18 protein-coding genes are annotated in these 17,082 nt (G+C 62.9%); 9 read left to right on the forward strand and 9 right to left on the reverse strand.

Translation table 11 applies throughout. The features are described from left to right. Positions 1-53: 53 nt before the first annotated feature. The gene (locus NKH31_RS14370; protein WP_254862483.1) at positions 54-800 is read right to left on the reverse strand and encodes a helix-turn-helix domain-containing protein; all 747 of its coding nucleotides are present in this window, start codon (positions 798-800) and stop codon (positions 54-56) included. Between the two features lie 125 nt (positions 801-925). Between NKH31_RS14370 and NKH31_RS14375 the strand changes: the two genes are divergently transcribed. After that, positions 926-1,384 carry a hypothetical protein gene (locus NKH31_RS14375; RefSeq protein ID WP_254864864.1) on the forward strand — a complete coding sequence of 153 codons (459 nt, stop codon included), beginning with the start codon at positions 926-928 and terminating at the stop codon, positions 1,382-1,384. A 202-nt stretch (positions 1,385-1,586) separates the two neighbouring features. Here NKH31_RS14375 and NKH31_RS14380 read toward each other — a convergent pair whose 3' ends face one another. Next, on the reverse strand, positions 1,587-2,741 hold the full coding sequence (locus NKH31_RS14380) for an acyl-CoA dehydrogenase family protein (RefSeq protein ID WP_254862484.1): 1,155 nt from the start codon (positions 2,739-2,741) through the stop codon (positions 1,587-1,589). Between the two features lie 115 nt (positions 2,742-2,856). On the opposite strand from NKH31_RS14380, the gene NKH31_RS14385 reads away from it, so the two are divergent. The 5 genes from NKH31_RS14385 to NKH31_RS14405 all read left to right on the forward strand — a co-directional run bounded on the left by NKH31_RS14385 (position 2,857) and on the right by NKH31_RS14405 (position 7,717). Next, positions 2,857-4,833, forward strand: a complete 1,977-nt coding sequence (locus NKH31_RS14385) for a 3-hydroxyacyl-CoA dehydrogenase/enoyl-CoA hydratase family protein (RefSeq protein ID WP_254862485.1) — start codon at positions 2,857-2,859, stop codon at positions 4,831-4,833. Between the two features lie 193 nt (positions 4,834-5,026). Beyond that, complete coding sequence (locus tag NKH31_RS14390; RefSeq protein ID WP_254862486.1) at positions 5,027-5,602, forward strand: HalX domain-containing protein; 576 nt, start codon at positions 5,027-5,029, stop codon at positions 5,600-5,602. Positions 5,603-5,760: 158 nt separating this feature from the next. After that, complete coding sequence (nikR, locus tag NKH31_RS14395) at positions 5,761-6,192, forward strand: nickel-responsive transcriptional regulator NikR (RefSeq protein ID WP_254862487.1); 432 nt, start codon at positions 5,761-5,763, stop codon at positions 6,190-6,192. A 138-nt stretch (positions 6,193-6,330) separates the two neighbouring features. Beyond that, positions 6,331-7,059, forward strand: coding sequence for a DnaJ domain-containing protein (locus NKH31_RS14400; RefSeq protein ID WP_254862488.1), 729 nt, complete (start codon positions 6,331-6,333; stop codon positions 7,057-7,059). 79 nt (positions 7,060-7,138) lie between these two features. After that, on the forward strand, positions 7,139-7,717 hold the full coding sequence (locus NKH31_RS14405; RefSeq protein WP_254862489.1) for a DUF420 domain-containing protein: 579 nt from the start codon (positions 7,139-7,141) through the stop codon (positions 7,715-7,717). Positions 7,718-7,743: 26 nt separating this feature from the next. Here the strand turns inward: NKH31_RS14405 and NKH31_RS14410 are convergent, their stop codons facing one another. Further along, positions 7,744-8,541: an ABC transporter permease gene (locus tag NKH31_RS14410; RefSeq protein WP_254862490.1), complete on the reverse strand. Its 798-nt coding sequence runs from the start codon at positions 8,539-8,541 to the stop codon at positions 7,744-7,746. Then, positions 8,538-9,689, reverse strand: coding sequence for an ABC transporter ATP-binding protein (locus NKH31_RS14415; protein ID WP_254862491.1), 1,152 nt, complete (start codon positions 9,687-9,689; stop codon positions 8,538-8,540). The genes NKH31_RS14410 and NKH31_RS14415 overlap by 4 nt, the downstream gene beginning before the upstream one ends. Positions 9,690-9,822: 133 nt before the next feature. Here NKH31_RS14415 and NKH31_RS14420 point away from each other — a divergent pair, with 133 nt between their 5' ends. Then, entirely contained in the window at positions 9,823-10,779 is a 957-nt protein-coding gene (locus NKH31_RS14420; protein WP_254862492.1) for a TIGR03557 family F420-dependent LLM class oxidoreductase, read from the forward strand. Positions 10,780-10,894: 115 nt separating this feature from the next. Continuing rightward, positions 10,895-11,473, forward strand: coding sequence for a DUF192 domain-containing protein (locus NKH31_RS14425; protein WP_254862493.1), 579 nt, complete (start codon positions 10,895-10,897; stop codon positions 11,471-11,473). Positions 11,474-11,583: 110 nt separating this feature from the next. Here NKH31_RS14425 and NKH31_RS14430 read toward each other — a convergent pair whose 3' ends face one another. The 3 genes from NKH31_RS14430 to NKH31_RS14440 all read right to left on the reverse strand — a co-directional run bounded on the left by NKH31_RS14430 (position 11,584) and on the right by NKH31_RS14440 (position 14,032). Continuing rightward, positions 11,584-12,255: a DUF7546 family protein gene (locus NKH31_RS14430; protein WP_254862494.1), complete on the reverse strand. Its 672-nt coding sequence runs from the start codon at positions 12,253-12,255 to the stop codon at positions 11,584-11,586. Continuing rightward, positions 12,252-13,682 (reverse strand): heme o synthase, encoded by a 1,431-nt coding sequence (locus tag NKH31_RS14435; protein WP_254862495.1) that lies wholly within the window; start codon positions 13,680-13,682, stop codon positions 12,252-12,254. Before NKH31_RS14435 ends, NKH31_RS14430 begins: the two co-directional genes overlap by 4 nt. Positions 13,683-13,747: 65 nt before the next feature. Then, positions 13,748-14,032, reverse strand: coding sequence for a DUF7111 family protein (locus NKH31_RS14440; protein WP_254862496.1), 285 nt, complete (start codon positions 14,030-14,032; stop codon positions 13,748-13,750). A 126-nt stretch (positions 14,033-14,158) separates the two neighbouring features. Here NKH31_RS14440 and NKH31_RS14445 point away from each other — a divergent pair, with 126 nt between their 5' ends. Continuing rightward, positions 14,159-14,440, forward strand: coding sequence for a helix-turn-helix transcriptional regulator (locus tag NKH31_RS14445; protein WP_254862497.1), 282 nt, complete (start codon positions 14,159-14,161; stop codon positions 14,438-14,440). A 108-nt stretch (positions 14,441-14,548) separates the two neighbouring features. On the opposite strand, the gene NKH31_RS14450 is transcribed toward NKH31_RS14445, so the two are convergent. Then, on the reverse strand, positions 14,549-15,589 hold the full coding sequence (locus NKH31_RS14450) for an AI-2E family transporter (protein WP_343217283.1): 1,041 nt from the start codon (positions 15,587-15,589) through the stop codon (positions 14,549-14,551). A 155-nt stretch (positions 15,590-15,744) separates the two neighbouring features. Then, the gene (locus tag NKH31_RS14455) at positions 15,745-17,049 is read right to left on the reverse strand and encodes a digeranylgeranylglycerophospholipid reductase (RefSeq protein WP_254862498.1); all 1,305 of its coding nucleotides are present in this window, start codon (positions 17,047-17,049) and stop codon (positions 15,745-15,747) included. Positions 17,050-17,082 lie beyond the last annotated feature (33 nt).

The raw sequence follows: 17,082 nt of genomic DNA on the forward strand, positions 1-17,082 counted from the left end.
TACACCTTGTTTGGCGCTCGCCAAAAATACGCGTCGACGTCGACGGTTCACGGTTAGGGGTGAGACACCGTGGGCGTAAGCGACGACTCGCGGTCGACGAAGTCGGTCGCGAGCGTCGCTTCTGCGCGCCGGAGTCGATACGAGAGGGTCGAGCGGGGCACGTCGAGCCGGTCTGCGAGCGTGTCGAGGTCGATCTCTCGAGGCGTCTCGTAGTAGCCGTGCTCGACGGCTGCGTCGAGGGCCGCCCGCTGTTCGGGCGAAAGCCGGTCGCGCTGAGCGGGGTGTGATCCGTCAGGGTCGACCTCGGTCAGTCGGAGAACCTCCATCCCCGCGCAGGCGCCCACCTCGTCTTCGAGGGTGTCGAAGAAGGCCGAGAGTGGTGCGTCGCTGGTGAGGATCAACCGCCAGCGATAGCGACGAGCCTCGCGGTAGGTCTCGAAGATGATGCCATCCCCGAGTTCCTCGAGGGCGACGTGGGGAACGGACGTGCAGACGTCCGTCCGATCCCAGTATGTGTACACCACTAACTCGTCGGGACAGCGGTGGAGGATCTGCACCTCACAGTCCGCACCGCAGTGGTCGCGAACGAGGCAGTCCGCACAGTACGTGGCGTCTCTGTAGGCCGATTCCAGTTCGGCGAGCGCGTCGGCGGAGCCGGTCGCATAGTCGACACGCCACAAACTCTCTTCGGTGACGTGACACGAAAGCGATCGGATCGACGCGTCCGGATTCTCGGCGAGTACGTCCGCGACGGGATTCGTCCCGGGGTCGTACGAAAGCGCGAAGACGAACTCTCTCATCGATCGGCTCTACGAGCCGGGAAGTGAAAGGTATCTCGGGGCGTATCGATTCAGATCGCAGACCCACAGCGAGTGCGTGTTCGACCCCGAAGTGAAATCCCGCTGGCGGACGTACGAGTACCGTTGTGGGTCGAATCTCCTTCGAACGGACGGCGGTGGATTTCTGGCGATTTTACCGCCAGTATACGACGACGGCAGTTCACACGGCCGCAACCGCCGCGCTCGCCATCTTCGGATTACTCGTGTTCGTCGATCCGCTGTTCGCGTTCGTCGCGATCACCGCGTACGTCGCCCCGCCGGTCGTCCTCTACGTGATCGGGTGGTCATCCCCGTCGCAACGAAACACGAAACGAAGAAACGGTTCCGGCGACGAGCGCGTCCGGGTGGACCGCGACGATAGTCTCGATGTGTCGCCCGAATCCGTACCGACGCCGAACCCGGACGACTACCCGAACGTCCGTGATCCCGATTCGGACGCCGCCGATTCCGATTCTGACCGCAACGACGGCGATACTGATTCGGACGCCGCCGATTCCGATTCTGACCGCGAAGACGGCGATACTGATTCGGATACGGATACGTAACGAATTGGACGGCAAGAACCACCGTTCGTAGTCGCAGTCTTCGCGGATCGACGACCGGTGTGGAGCGGTACACAGCGGCGCGGATCGACGAGCGTCGACGCAGCGAGCCAGCCGTGCGTCGACGGCTGGGCGGTGAGCGTAGCGTCTTTTGATCAAGGTCGTAGCGAGCCGGTGGAGCCGTCCGCAGAAAAAGCGGTCGGGTTTAGAACGCGCCCTTTCCGAGGAGTTCTCTGGCGATAATGTTCTTCTGGATCTCGGTCGTTCCCTCGTAGATCTGGGTGATCTTCGCGTCGCGGTAGAACCGCTCAGCGGGGAAGTCGTTGACGTAACCGGCGCCGCCGTGGATCTGGACGCACTCGTCTGCGGCTTCGACGGCGACGCGCGAGGCGAACTCCTTGGCCATCGAGGCGAGCGTGGTGATATCTTCGCCCTGGTCGACCTTCCAGGCGGCCTTGTAGGTCAGGTTGCGCGCTGCTTCGGTGTTCGTGGCCATGTCGGCGATCTTGTGCTGGATCGCCTGGAAATCCGAGATGGGTCGACCGAACTGTTCACGCTCCTGGGCGTACTCGAGGGCGGCCTCGGTTGCTCCTTTGGCGATGCCGACACCCTGGGCGGCGACGGCGGTGCGGGTCTCGTCGAAGAACTGCATCTGCTGTAAGAAGGCGGCGTCTTCGGTGCCGATGAGGTTCTCCTCGGGGACGCGCACGTCGTCGAAGATGAGCTCCGCCGTGTCGGAGGCCCGGATACCGAGCTTGCCGGTGATCTTGTCCGCAGAGAATCCGTCGCGGTCGGATTCGACGACGATCTGGCTGAAGCCGTTGTAGCGGCCCTCGGCGTCGGGATTCGTCTCACAGAGCACGACGAAGAAGTCGCCGACCGAGCCGTTGGTGATCCACATTTTGTTGCCGTTGATCACCCACTCATCGCCGTCTTTCTCCGCGCGCGTCGAGACGGAGGCGACGTCGGAGCCGGAGTCGGGCTCGGAGATGGCCGCGCCGGTGATCTTCTCGCCCGCGGCGACTGGCTCGAGAAACCGCTCTTTCTGCTCGTCGGTACCGAACGCGATGATCGCCTCACAGCCGAACGACGTCGAGATGAGCGAGAGCCCGATCCCGGCGTCGACCGCGAAGAGTTCCTCGACGATCATGGCCACTTCGAGTGAGCCGTAGCCGGCGCCGCCGTACTCGATCGGAATGTGCGGTCCGAGCAGTCCCATCTCGGCGGCCTTCTCGACGATCTCGTGGGGGTACTCCTCCTCGACGTCGTACTCCTCGGCGACGGGTGCTATCTCGTTCTCGGCGAAGCGTCGAACTTCTTCTCGGAGTTGTGTCTGTTCGTCGGTGAGTTCGAAGTCCATATCTATGCTATCCATACTCACCCGTAAAGGCCTTTGTAACCTGAAGTAAACTTGCGTAGCGTTTCTATGCTACGGGAGGGAAACGTTGAAACGGGATCACGACGGATAGTCGGACATGGATATAGAGGAGATCAACACCATCGCAGTTCTTGGAGCGGGGAACATGGGTCACGGAATCGCGGAGGTCGCCGCCCTCGCCGACTACGACGTGCGCATGCGCGACATAAACGATGAAGTCGTACAGGACGGCTACGAGCAGATCGAGTGGTCGCTCGGAAAGCTCGCCGAGCAAGAACAGATATCCGAGGACGAAGCCGACGCCGCCCTGGATCGGGTGACGCCGCTCGTCGAGGTCGAAGCCGCGGTCGCCGATGCGGACGTCGTCATCGAAGCGGTGCCGGAGGTCATGGACATCAAGAAGGACGTCTACGGGGAAGTCGAGTCCTTCGCCCCGGATCACGCGATCTTCGCGACGAACACCTCCTCGCTCTCGATCACCGAGATCGCCGAGGTGACCGATCGGCCGGATCAGTTCTGCGGGATGCACTTTTTCAACCCGCCGATCCGCATGCCGCTCGTCGAGGTCATCTCGGGCGCTGACACGGGCGAGGAGACGCTCGAGACGATCGAGGCTCTCGCCGAAGACTTCGGAAAGTCGCCCGTTCGCGTCCACAAAGACGCACCCGGGTTCATCGTCAATCGCGTGCTCGTCCCGCTGATGAACGAGGCGGCCTGGCTCGTCAGCGACGACGTGTCGTCGGTCGAGGAAGTCGACGCGACGACGAAGTACGACATGGGCCAGCCGATGGGCGCGTTCGAACTCGGCGACATGGTGGGTCACGACGTGAGTTTCCACGTCCTCGAGTACATGCACGAGACGCTCGGTGACGCCTACGAACCCGCGCCTGCGCTCGTCGAGAAGGTCGAGAACGAAGAGTACGGACAAAAGACCGGCTCCGGATTCTACGACTACGAGGACGGCGACGGCCCCGATATCGATCCCGGAGCGGGGAGCGAACTCGTCGAGTCGCGGCTCTACGCGGCGATGGCGAACGAGGTCGCCCGTTTGCTGGGCGAGGAAATCGCCACCGCGGATGCGATCGACGAGGGGCTCAAACTGGGCGGCGGTTGGCCGGACGGCCCCGTCGCGCAGCTCGACGAGTTCGGCGTCGAGGCCGCCAGATCCGCGCTCGAGGAGGCGTTCGAGGAGTCCGGTCACGAGCGCTACCGCCCGTCGGAACACTTAGACGAGTTCGTCGAACAGGGCGGGTTTCGGGAGCCGACGGGAGCCGAGGGTGACGGCGAGCGATCGTACGAGTCGATCAGTCTCGAATACCCGGGCGAGAACGTCGGTGAGATCGTCATCGATCGCCCACACCGGATGAACACGATCACGACGGACATGATCGAAGAGATCGACGACGCGATAGATCAGTTCGTCGACGACGAATCCGTCCGAGCGGTGCTGCTCCGGGGCGCGGGCGATCGAGCGTTTTCGGCCGGATTCGACGCGTCGACGGCGGCGGCCGGGAGCGGGATCGAAGCGGCGGAACTCTCCAGATTGGGCCAGCGCGTATTCGGACGGCTAGAGGAGATTCCGATGCCGGTCGTCGCGGCGATCGACGGGTACGCGCTCGGCGGCGGGATGGAGTTGGCGACGTGTGCCGACGTACGGATCGCGAGCGAACGATCCTCTTTCGGACAGCCTGAACACAACCTCGGACTCATCCCTGGCTGGGGCGGTACCCAGCGCCTCTCTCGAATCGTCGGGGAGGGACGAGCCAAGGAGATTATCTTTACGGCCAGAAACGATTACGACGCCGAGACGATGGCCGACTACGGATTCGTCAACGAAGTCGTCGAGACGGACTCGTTCGACGAGCGTGCGGTCGAACTCGCCGAGCAGTTCGCCGCGGGCCCGCCGATCGCGATGAAGTTCACGAAGCGTGCAATGGCCGCCGGCCGCGGCGATATCGACGCCGGCCTGGAAGTCGAATCGAGTTCGTTCGGACACCTCTTTACGACCGACGATCTCTGGGAAGGGCTGTCAGCGTTCCAGTCCGATCGAGACCCAGAATTCGAGGGAAAGTGACCGAATAGCCGATTCTGACACTGAACGGCTGCGTTTCGGCCATACCCGGCGCATTGTTCGGCTGAAACGACGGGATGTCGGCCGATCAACAACACTAGGATTGTTGACAGCTGGTCGCGAGATTTATCACCCCGTGCTTCTATTTTCTGCGCGTGGTTGGAATCGACGGTGATGGCATGGGAGTGGTCAACGCATGAGTGACGAGGAGTACTCGGTGCTGGTCGTAGACGACGAGGCCAGACTCGCCGATCTGTTCGCCGCGTGGATCAACACTGAGCGATCGGTCGAGACGGCCTACGACGGCACGGAGGCTCTCGAAAAAATGACGGACGCCGTCGAGGTCGTCCTCCTCGATCGGCGCATGCCAGGACTGTCGGGTGACGAAGTTCTCGAAAAGATTCGCGAGGCCGGATACGATTGCCGGGTCGTGATGGTGACGGCCGTCGACCCGGACTTCGACATCATCGAGATGGGATTCGACGATTATCTGGTCAAACCCGTCTCGAAAGAAGAACTCTTCGAGATGATCGACTCGGTCACCAGTCGGTCCGAGTACGAATCGGACATTCAGGAGTATTATTCGCTCGTCTCGAAGAAGGCGCTGCTCGAATCGGAAAAGTCCGACCGCGAACTCGAAGACAACGACGAGTACGGTGAACTCGTCGAGCGCGTCGCAGAACTTCGATCGCAAGTGGACGAGACCGTCTCCGGGATGTCCTCACACGACGACTTCGTCGGTGCATTCCAGGATCTCCAATCGGAGAACTGACCAGCGTCCATCCGCCGTCATTTTCGCCGGGTGCTAGTAATCAGTGCGTTCCGTCTCAGGGGTCACACTGGTCGAAAACGAGGGGGTGATAAACACGATCCAGCGCGTGCGCGAATCGATTCATATATTTTATTAACGAGCGGCCCGGTTACTAGTGCATGGCTGTTGTAAGTGTCTCGATGCCGGACGAACTTTTAGAACGGCTCGATGCCTTCTCGGACGAACACGGCTACACCGGCCGAAGCGAAGTCGTTCGAGAAGCGGCACGATCCCTGTTGAGCGAGTTCGAAGAGACCCGCCTCGAGGACCGTCGGCTGATGAGCATCGTCACCGTTCTCTTCGATTACGAAACGACGAGCGTCGAAGAGCGCATGATTCAACTTCGCCACGAGCACGAATCGCTCGTCGCCTCGAATTTCCACACCCACGTCGGCGACCACTACTGTATGGAACTGTTCGTACTCGAAGGCGAACTCGAAGAGATATCCACGTTCGTCGGGAAAATACGGGCGACGAGCGACATACTGACCGTCGATTACTCGGTGATGCCCATCGAGGACGTCGGCCCGCTTTCGAACCGCCACGATTGACGCGCCGATGTCTCTCGGGTGGTCGCAGACCGACCGATTCGTTCCGTATGGAACAACTCTTCGACGAGCCGAGGCGACGATGTGCTCCGTACCGGGCAGAAAGACTCTTTTGACCGAGCAAGTAGAGTAGGACTGTGAATGGAACGTCAGTACGAAGTTCTCGGTCTCTCGACTGATGCGAGCCTCCCGGAGGTTCGCACGCGGTATCGGCGTCTGTTAAAACGCCATCACCCGGATCACGGGGGTAGCCGCGCTCAGTTTCTCCAAATCCGACGCGCCTACGAGGAGATAACCGGAGAATCTCCGCCTGAGGATGCACCCGGCTCGGATCGGCCTCCCGCCGAGGCAAGCGATCCGACGTTTGTCCGCGATGAAACGGCTTCGTCGACGCGCCGTTCGTCCGCCTCCGGCGATCTCCTGTCGATCTCTCTCGTCGCGTTCAGACAGCAATTGCCCCTCTCTACGCTCTCTCCGGTCCTCCAGGATGGAGTCGTTCGACCGGTCGTTTTTTTCGAGATAACGAACCGGACCGACGTGACGCTGACCTGGGACGGCTGGTCCGAAACGTCGTTCGTCGGCCGTGACGGGTTTATGTACCAGGGTTCGTCGGTACTCAATCGGCGTGCGTCAGCGTTGCCGGGTCGCTGGTGGCCGCGAAAGGCGTCGCTCGAACCCGGCCGCACGCTTCGGGCCATCGTGGTCGCCGAGGGGGTGCCAGCCGACGTCGAGGTCGAACGAGTCGTCTACACCCAACACGCAGACGATAGGTCCGGAGGGAATCGACAAACGGAGCGCTATCTGTTCGAAATCGCCGACGCGGACGCTCCGATCGACGAACTTCCGTTCGACGTCGAAGCCGCGCGGTGAACGCGGGCCGGCCGAATTCTGTTTCTGAGCACCGGCGAAAACAGAAAGACGGAAAGTAGCGGACACGAACCGTTAGACGATGGCAGTAGCCCGGGCCGATTCCCTGCTCCGTACGAGACCGAGAACCGTCACGATCGCACTCACGCTCGTCGGGTACGCCCTCGTCGTCGGGACGTTCACGTTCGAACTGCCGATCTACCCGGATCTCACACAGACGCAGGTGAACTGGTTGACCCACGCGATCGCCGCGATCAACGCCGCCACGACGGTTCTGCTGGTCGCCGGCTGGTACCTGATCCGCCGCGGCCGCGTCGACGCCCACCGTCGGGCGATGATCGGTGCGTTTTCGTTGATCCTGGGCTTTCTCGTCGTCTACCTCGTCCGCGTCGGCGGTGGCGGGGAGAAGTACTTCGTCGGACCCGATTCGGTCTACTACGCGTATTTAGCGATGCTCGGGATTCACGTACTTCTCTCGATCGTCGCCGTTCCGGTCGTCCTCTACGCGCTCGTCCTCGGTCTCTCACACACCCCGGCGGAACTCAGAGAAACCGTCCACGCCCGGGTAGGGAGAGTCGCCGCGGCATCGTGGATCGTCAGCCTCGTGCTCGGCGTCGTTACGTACCTCCTGCTCAATCACGTCTACGACTACACCTTCTGAGACGGCGAGCGAGAACTCAGTCACGCTCAGGATTCCGTCTGCGGGATCGAACGAGCGCCCAGCCAGAACGCCACGAGCGCGATCACTGCCAGAACGAGTAGGTTGCCGAACGCGGGATCGATTCCGGCGACAGGGGCGTGTTCGGCCCCGTCGTAGGTGAGGATGCGTACCCCTCGGGCGAAGTACGTAAGCGGTGAGAGCGAGACCACCGGCTCGAACCACGCCGGTAACTGATCGAGGGTGACGAACGTCTCCGAGAGAAAGAGAAGCGGCAGTCCGATCGCGTTGCTCGCCGCGACGGCGCCGTCCTGTGAATCCGTGTAGCTCCCGATCATCGTCCCAACGCCGCAAAAGCAGACGACACCGACGAGGACGTACGCGATCACGAGCGGCGAGAGCGAGATCGACGCGCCGGTGAGAGCGACGACGAGCCCGAGGATCAAGGCGGCGGCGATCGTGATAATGACTGCGTTGACGGCGGTCTGTGCGAGCAACCACTCGCCCCGGGTTAGCGGAGTGGTCGCGAGCTTCTCGAACCGATTACCCTCGCGATGGCGGGCGACTTCACTCCCCATCCGCGATAGCGGGGTGAAGAGGACGACCACGGCGACGTAGCCGGCGACGTAGTAGCCGGCTGGTTCGGCGAACAGGCCGCCGCCGGTCGGATCGGTGCTGACGAGCGCCCCGAAGATGATCACGAGAATCGCGGGGAAGAAGAACGTGAAGAACACGGCCGTTCGACGGCGCACGAACGCCCGCCAGCCGGCGCTCGCCTCACCGCGGATGCGCGAGAGTCGATGACCGAGCGACGTCGATTCGCTCACGGTCGCTCACCCGTTTCGCGACGGCGCTTCGTCCGATCGTCGGGTTCGCCCTGTAGCTCGTCCGTGGGGTTGGTCGCGGTTTGGCGAATCGTATCGGTGGCCGAAGAGTCCAACGTACTCGACGTCGCTCGGTCGGCCGACGTTCCGCCGGCGTTCGTCGTCGATCGTGACGGTTCCGACGACTGCGTGAGTTCGAAGTAGACGTCTTCGAGACCCGGTTCTTCCCAGCTCAGACCGGTGTATTCGATCCCGATAGCGTCGAGTTCGTCGACGATGGTCCCGATGTCCCTCGCGGCGACGTCGTGGACGGTCACCTCGGCGCCGTCGAGCGTAACTCGGTTCGAGATCACCGAATCGATCCGTTCACGAACCGGATTCGGGTCGCTTCCGTCGGTTGCTTCTTGGTCGATCTGGGTCGATTTTTCGCTCGTGGGTTGCGCTTCGGCCGTCGACGCGGTCGTCGCGAGTTCGATCCGCAGGCGGCTCGCGCCGGCGTACGTGTCGATCAACGCCTCGGGTGTCCCGCTTTCGACGAGCGACCCGTTCGACAGGAGTCCGACGCGATCGGCGAGGTACTCGGCTTCGGCCATGTCGTGGGTGGTCACGAGAACGGCCGTACCGTCGTCGGCGAGCGACTCGATCAGCGCCCATATCGTCCGACGACCGACCGGGTCGATCCCGGTCGTCGGTTCGTCGAGCACCAGCACGGCCGGATCGTTCAACAGCGTACTCCCGACGCAGAGTCGGCGCTGCTGGCCGCCCGAGAGGGTCTCGTACCAGGTGTCCGCCGAATCGGTGAGTCCGACCGCATCGAGCACTGATTCGGGGTCGCGAGCGCTGGGATACCGCGAGGCGTAGTAGGTGAGCAGTTCCAGCGAGGAGAGTCGAGCCGGCGGCGAGAACGACTGTGGCAGGACGCCGATCTCGCTCGCGTCGACGCGGGTCGGATCGTCTCCCAGTAGCTGAACGACACCGTCGTCTGGTGCGATCGTTCCAGTGAGTGTCCGAACGAGCGTGGTCTTTCCCGCTCCGTTCGGCCCGATCAGACAGTAGACCTCGCCGGCATCGATCGAGAGCGAGACGTCATCGAGCGCCACCGTCTCGCCGTAGCGCTTCTCGACGCCGTCGGCCGCGACGACCGGATCCATCTACCGTCTCGTTTCGCATCCGCCGGGGTAAGGCGTTCGATTTCGACCCGAACGTCGATTCGTTGAGGTGATAGCGATGGCTGCCACGCGCAGGCCCAATCCATTTGGATCGGCGAGTGGACGATTCTCCACCATGGTGTCCGTCGGCTACACGCTCTCGAGCGAGGAACACGGACCGACCGAACTCGTCGACCACGCTCGCCGGGCCGAGGCGGCTGGGTTCGACTTCGTCTCCATTTCCGATCACTTCCACCCCTGGGTCAGCGCGCAGGGCGAGTCGCCGTTCGTCTGGTCGACGCTGGGAGCGATTGCGACGGCGACCGACGAGATCGACGTCGGCGTCGGCGTCACCTGTCCGACGATCCGGATCCACCCCGTTAACGTCGCTCAGGCCGTCGCGACCGTCGATGTTATGCTCGGCGATCGGTTCACCTTCGGCGTCGGAACCGGCGAGAACTTGAACGAACACGTCGTCGGCGCCCGCTGGCCGGAACACGACGTCCGCCTGGAGATGCTCGGCGAGGCGATGGACGTCATGCGATCCCTGTGGACGGGCGAGAACGCGAGCCACCGCGGCGAGCACTTCACCGTCGAGAACGCGAAGCTATTCACCGCGCCCGACGAGCAGCCGACGACGATCGTCAGCGCGTTCGGTCCGAAGACGGCCGAATGGGCCGCAGACCACGGCGATGGACTCTGGTGTTCCGGCCCGCAGGAAGAGGTCGTCGAGGTGTTCGAAGACGCGGGTGGCGACGGTCCGCGGTACACCCAGTTACACGGCTGTTACGCTGACAGCGAAGACGAGGCGGTCGACACCGTCTACGAGGTCTGGCCGAACGGCTCGCTCCCCGGGGAACTCGCCCAGGAGTTACCGAGTCCGCGACACTTCGAGCAGGCAGCGTCGATGGTCGAGCGTGACGAGGTCGCCGAGTCGGCCACGGTCACCGACCCGGATCCGGCGGTCTGGATCGAATCGTTCGAGGAGGCGGTGGAGGCGGGCTACGATCACGTCTACGTTCACCAGATCGGTCCGGACCAGGAGGCCTTCTTCGACTTCTTCGAGGACGAACTCGCCGGTGAACTCGGCTGACCGAGCGCACGTTCGAAACCTGTCGGAATCTTCGGAGTGCAGATTGATCGCGTTCGATGACAGTCTCCAATTCGGTGATCGCCGTTTATCGGGTAGATGGTGATGAGTGGGTAGTATGGGATATCGCGACCGGCGCGCGAATCGACGACGGTTCGCACAGACGGTGACCGCGACGTTCGCCGGCGTCGTTCTGGCGGGCTGTACCGGCGGTATCGGATGGCCGTCGGTTCGATCTGACGATTCCGGAACCGACGCGGCGAGCGACGAACCAGAACAGGGAAGCGACGAAACCGAGGTGCACGAGGGGTACGAGACCACCGAGGTCGTCGTGGCGTCGGATGAGAACGCCGAACTCGGGTCGGTGACCGCGGCCATCGCCGACACGAGGGAACTGCAGTACCTCGGGCTCAGTGATACAGAGTACCTCCCCGAGGATCGGGGAATGCTGTTCGTCTACGACGACGTCGACGACCGAACGTTCGTCATGCGCGAGATGGACTTCGGCATCGATATCGTCTACGCCGACGATGACGGGCAGATTACGACGATTCACCACGCCCCGGCTCCAGGGCCGGACGAGGACGGTGAATCCCATCGGTATCCCGGTCGTGGCCAGTACATCCTCGAAGTCGTCTACGAGTGGACGGCGGATCGGGGAATTGAACCCGGTCACACCCTCGAATGGGGTGCGTGATCGCCAGAGCGGCACCGATCGTCGACGTCGACCTGACCGAGGAGTACCGCGGGTGGATCGACGCGGCCAGGCGATGATCGAGAATCTGGACTCGCCGCCGTCCCCAGGAATTAGCGGTCCATCGGACGCCAGACGAGAAATGCAATCGCGGCCAGGAATGCGATCGTCGAAACCTCGTATCGGAATTCGTACGTAGCGGTGGTCAAGACTGCGCCACCGCCGATGACCGCCGCGACGATCGGTGCGATGATCGGCCACGCACAGCCCACGCAAGCGATCAGTCCGAACACGCCACCGGCGACCGATCGGGAGGCGTCGAGCACCGTCACGTACACCAGATAGGCGATCGCCGCGTATCCGACGACGAGGTACGGCACGATCGCCAGCCGAAGTCCGTCGCCGACGTAGAATATCGCGGGTCCGTACCCGGGCGGGAGGGTACTCCGTATCTCCCAGCCCGTGACCGGCCTCCCGTGGCCGGAGGGATGAATCCCGTAGAGACCGCCGACGTAACTTACGAGTAAGAAGTAACCGATCGCAATCGACGCCGCGATCAGACGGCGACGTCCGACGACGGATGGTGGCCGCGTTCTGAGGAACGCCCAGAGCCCGACGTTGATCCAGACGAACGGCGCCAGGTGAAAGAACGTCGGTGAGACGTCGCGAGCGACGAGATACGCGCCGAGTAGCGCGGCCTGGATCGCCAGGATGAACCCCCAGCCGAGTAGAATTTCGGCTGGCGGTTGCCGAATCGTAACGGGGCCGACTTCCACTCGCGTCATGCGATGAGCATCGCGTCGACCAGAATCGCGACGAGGACGGCGCCGAGGAAGGCGTTCGAGGCGTGGAACGAACGCATCGCGGCTCGATCGGAGCGTTCGAAGTGGAGGTCGACGGCGGCCCAGAGGAATATCGCTCCAAAGACGACGACCGTCACCGCGTAGAGGATGCCGAGCCCCGACAGCCACGCGAGAACCGCCGCGCCGACGAGCGTCGCCGCAAGGTAGTAGACGATGTGTTTACGGGTCACGGTCTCACCACGAACGACGGGGAGCATGGGGAATCCGCCGCGTGCGTAGTCGTCGCGGTAAGCCAGCGCCAGGTTGTAGAAGTGTGCGGGCGTCCAGAGGAAGATCACGCCGGCGAGTGCGAGCGCGGGAATGCCGATTTCGTTGGTCACAGCGGCCCAGCCGATGAGCGCCGGTAGCGCCCCGGCGGCGCCGCCGATGACGGTGTTCTGGACGGTGTTCGGTTTCAAAACGAGCGTGTAGACGACGCTGTAAAATACGATCGCGATCAGTCCGAGCGCGGCGGCGAGCGTATTGATGGTGAGAAAGACGGATACCGAGGCGGCCGTCAGCGCGAGACCGAACAGTATCGCGTGGCTGATCGGCACCAGATCGGTGGCGAGCGGGCGATCGGCCGTTCGGTTCATGCGCCTGTCGACGTCGCGTTCGAGTACGTGGTTGAACGTTCCCGAGGCGCCGATCGCGAGCACGCCGCCGGTCAGCGTGGCGACGAGCGTGTAGCGATCCAGCGCGGGCCCGGCGGCGAGTGCCATCCCGGCCGCGGCGACGAGACAGAGCAACCACATCAGCCGCGGTTTCGTCATTGAGAGGTAGGCGGCGAGGGTCAATCGCGTGCGGGAGACGAAGCCGTCCGGGATGGGTCGATCGCGCGAATCCGCCGGTTCGTCCACCGGCTCGGCAGGCTCTGGCACGACGGTCAGATCGACGTCGTCACTTCCGGTCGCGAATTCGAGTTCCCACGCGAGCGCCAGGACGATCGCCCCGAAGGTGACGACGCCGAGGCCGAGGTGGACGCCTGGGACGATGGCGTCCGGGCCGAGCGTCGCCGTCGCGGCGCCGATACCGATCTGGATGGCGTACAGTCCGCACGCGGCCAGGAGCGTGTAGCGGACTCTGGCGGTTGTTGCACCCAGCCAGGCGATGATCGTCGCCGCGAGGACGAACCCGCCGACGACGAGCGCCGCGAGTCGGTGACCCCACGCGATTGCCAATTCGGTCTGGCTCAACGGGTCGGTCGGCGTCGTACACGTCGGCCAGGTGGAGCAGGTCGCTGCGGCGTTGGTCACAGAAGTCGTCGCACCGATCACGATGAGGAGGTAGACGCCGAGGGCCGTCGCTGTCAGCGCACCGGCAAATCGAGTGCGGGTCCGAATCGGGGATGGAAAGGCCTCGGCGGTCACGGATGCTACGTATAGCTTCGTTCGATCGTACTTAGGGTTCCCGTTTTCGTCCCGATCGGTCGTCCTCACATTCCCATGTCGGCTGCCGCGGTAGGGACGGGGAGGTCGGTCGGCGGGACGCCGAGTACTTCGCCCGCGTGATCGAGGGCCATATCGAACCCGTAGTACCGTTCTATTTCGTCACCGTCGGCGGTCGGTCTGACCTTCAACATCGCGTATCCGTCGACGTTCTGGGCGATCGCGGCCGTTCTCGATCCGTCTTCGGCCTCGAACACGAGCTGCCGTTCACTCGGCGTCTCTCGATACTTGGCGACGATGCCGGCGGCCCTCGCCTCCGTCTCCGTGCTCATGCATCGGTCTTTCCGGCGAGGGTACGCCAACGTATCGATCCTCCGTCGTGGAATCTGCATCTGGTCGCTTCCGACTGGAGCCGGCTAAATCGAAACGATCGACTCTCGGGAAGCACATGATGTGGTATGAGCAAGTGGTTACAGAGCGGACGACGACGCGATATCTGCTATCTCCTCATCGGGACCGACGGGTTGCGCGGGCAACAGCTCAAGTCGGAACTCGAATCACACTACGACGAGCGTATCGAACCGTCCTCGTTTTACGGGTCGCTGTCGGCGCTAGTTGACGCCGGGTTCCTCACGAACGAGACCGACGGCGTCCACGACGTATACGCGCTTTCGGAGACCGGCGAGCGTCGCGTTCACTCCCACGTCGAGTGGGTAACAGCCCAAACGGCCGAACGCTGATCTGAGAGGGCGACTCTCACCGATCGTCCTGGTTACGCTCAACTTACCGTCGGAACCGATATTTTCACTCAGAAATCACTTGGAACGATCCGTCTCGCTCGTGGGTCCTCACTCGAGCGGATCGTCTCCTCTCTTGCGTTCGTCGGCGACGACGTCGAGGGCGATCTTCGCGCCGCCGAGGGCGACTGGACCCACGAAGAGTCCGACGGCCCCGAATACGACGATGCCCCCGAAGATTCCGAGCACCATCGTGGCCGGGTCGAACGCGGCACTGCGCCCGATCAGCGCCGGTCTGAGGTAAATATCCGAGGCGCTGACGATCGAACCGTAACCGATCAGGACACCACCGGCGACGAGCTGACCGGTCGCAATCAGGTAGATGGATATCGGAAGCCAGACGCCGAACGCGCCGATCAGGGGAAGGAGCGCGAACACGAACGTGACGACGATCAGAAAGGCTACGGCCGGCACTCCGAGAACGAGCAGTCCGGCTCCGAGGAGGATCGCCTGGATAGCGGCCACGGCGACGTTTCCGACGACCGACGCCCACATCAGCTCGTCGAGTCCAGCGAGAAGACGCGCGTTTACCCGCGGTTCGAGCGGGACGATGGCCTGCGCCCACGCGACCAGCCGATCGCCGTCGCGAAGCAACGAAAAGAGAACGAATAGCGTGACGGTCAACCCGATCAACACCCCTGGAACGCCGCTTACGAGTTCGATCGCGCTGGTCGCCAGTCCCTGTAGTCCCATCGTGATCGGCTCGCGATAGGCGGCGATCAGTTCCTCCAGCTCCACGGCGTAACCGGTATCTTCGAGTCGGCCCTCGATATCCTCGAGCCCGAATTCGCCGTCCTGTACGGCCGTCAGTACTTCGAGTGCTTCCCGAATCGCGACGGCCAGGAGGTATCCGACCGGAACGAGAATCGCGACGATCGCGACGACCACGAGGAGTGACGCGGCGACCGTTGCACTGACGTACCGTTCGAGTGCCCGCTGTCCGGGGTAGAGAACGTACGCGAGGACAACCGCGAGGAGCACGTAATTCAGATAGGGGAGAATAACGAGGGTCGCTACCCCAACGGCGACGATCCCGACGCCCATCAACCCGGGCCGTGTCTCGTACCACGGTGTCTCGGGGTCGTCGACCATGGGCCGCGTACGACGGACGCAGTGATAATGGGTGACGCCCTAGTGAGCGTGTTCGAGTAGAACGCCGCACGTACCTGCGTTATAGGGGTCCGCTACGCACGATGACCGGTGGGGAGAATCGGGACACCGAAGAAATGCAAAATGTTTCAACCGATTTACTTGAACTCGAACGCCGCAGAAGCGCCGCTTCGCTGCTTGTTGACCGGTTTCGGGAGGAAACCGTCGAGGTCGAACGCGACCCTGTCGCGGACGAATTCGCGAAGGAGACCGATGTCGTCTACGTGGAGGAGGTTCGCGACGGCGAGCGGATTGCCGTTGTTGAGCTTTCGGAGCGTCGCTTCGTCCAGGCTGTGGAGGTCCTCCATGAACCGATCGTAGCGCTCGTTCGGGGCCAGGTAGAGCAATTCGGTCATGAGCAGCCGTCGCCGGTGGTTGGGGGCGACGTCCCGGTGCCAGAGGCGGTCGTAGAGGCTCATCTGTTCGGCGCTCGTATCGGTCATACCCTTATCGAGACAGGCTTCGACGGTAATCGCGGCCGCGCGGGCCGATTTCATCCCCTTGTGAATCCCTTCGCCCCAGACTGGGTCGACGGTCGGAACCGTATCGCCGATGGCCATGAACCGGTCGGTCGACATCGATCCAGGCATCTGGATGTGTGCCGAGCCGCGGTGCTGGACGCCTTCTTTCCGTTCTGCGTTCGCAAAGCGTGGATCGGTGTCCATCCAGTACTGCAGGTAGTCGTCGACGCTGAAATCAGAGCGCGCGTTCTCGCGATGACTCTCGTTCTGGATGTAGCAGATGCCGACCTTGGCCTCGTCGTCGCCCGTATGGAAGATCCAGGAGTAACCGCCTGGCGCGAGGTCGTGATCGAGTCTTAGCATCATCGCGTCCGTCAGGTCGCCGTATTCCGGGTGATCGAGATCGACGCCCGTCAGCTCGTACTCGATGCCGATCGCGTGGTTCTCCCGCCGGAGATCGCTCACGTCGAGCGCCTTCGCGAGTGGGGCGCTCGGTCCCGTCGCATCGATCGTAATTTCGGCGCGTACCTCCTCGTCGCCGTTGTATCTGACGCCGACGATCTCGCCGTCTTCCAGTATTGGGGCGGTGACTCGCGCGTCGAACCGGTACTCTGCGCCCTTCTCGCGACCGTCCTCGACGAGCCACCGTTTGAAGTCAGCGAACTCGAGGACCGCTCCGGGGTGGTGGCGAGTGTAGTGGTTGTTCGGCGATTCGAGGACGACCTTGTCGGTGAAGTTCATCACCACGTCGTCCGGCACGCCGAACGAGGTGATCATCGACGGGAACGTACCGGCCGTCGACTTGTTGCTGGTCTTTGGGAACTCGTCTTCGTTTTCGGTCTCGAGGACGAGTACGTCGTATCCCCGTGTCGCCAGGTCGCGCGCGCACTGGGCGCCGGCCGGCCCAGCACCCGCAACGATGACGTCGTACTGTTCACTCATTGGTGAACACTTATTCAGGGTGGATAATGAGTG

The sequence above is a fragment of the Halovivax gelatinilyticus genome, from assembly GCF_024300625.1.
Classification (GTDB): Archaea; Halobacteriota; Halobacteria; order Halobacteriales; family Natrialbaceae; genus Halovivax; species Halovivax gelatinilyticus.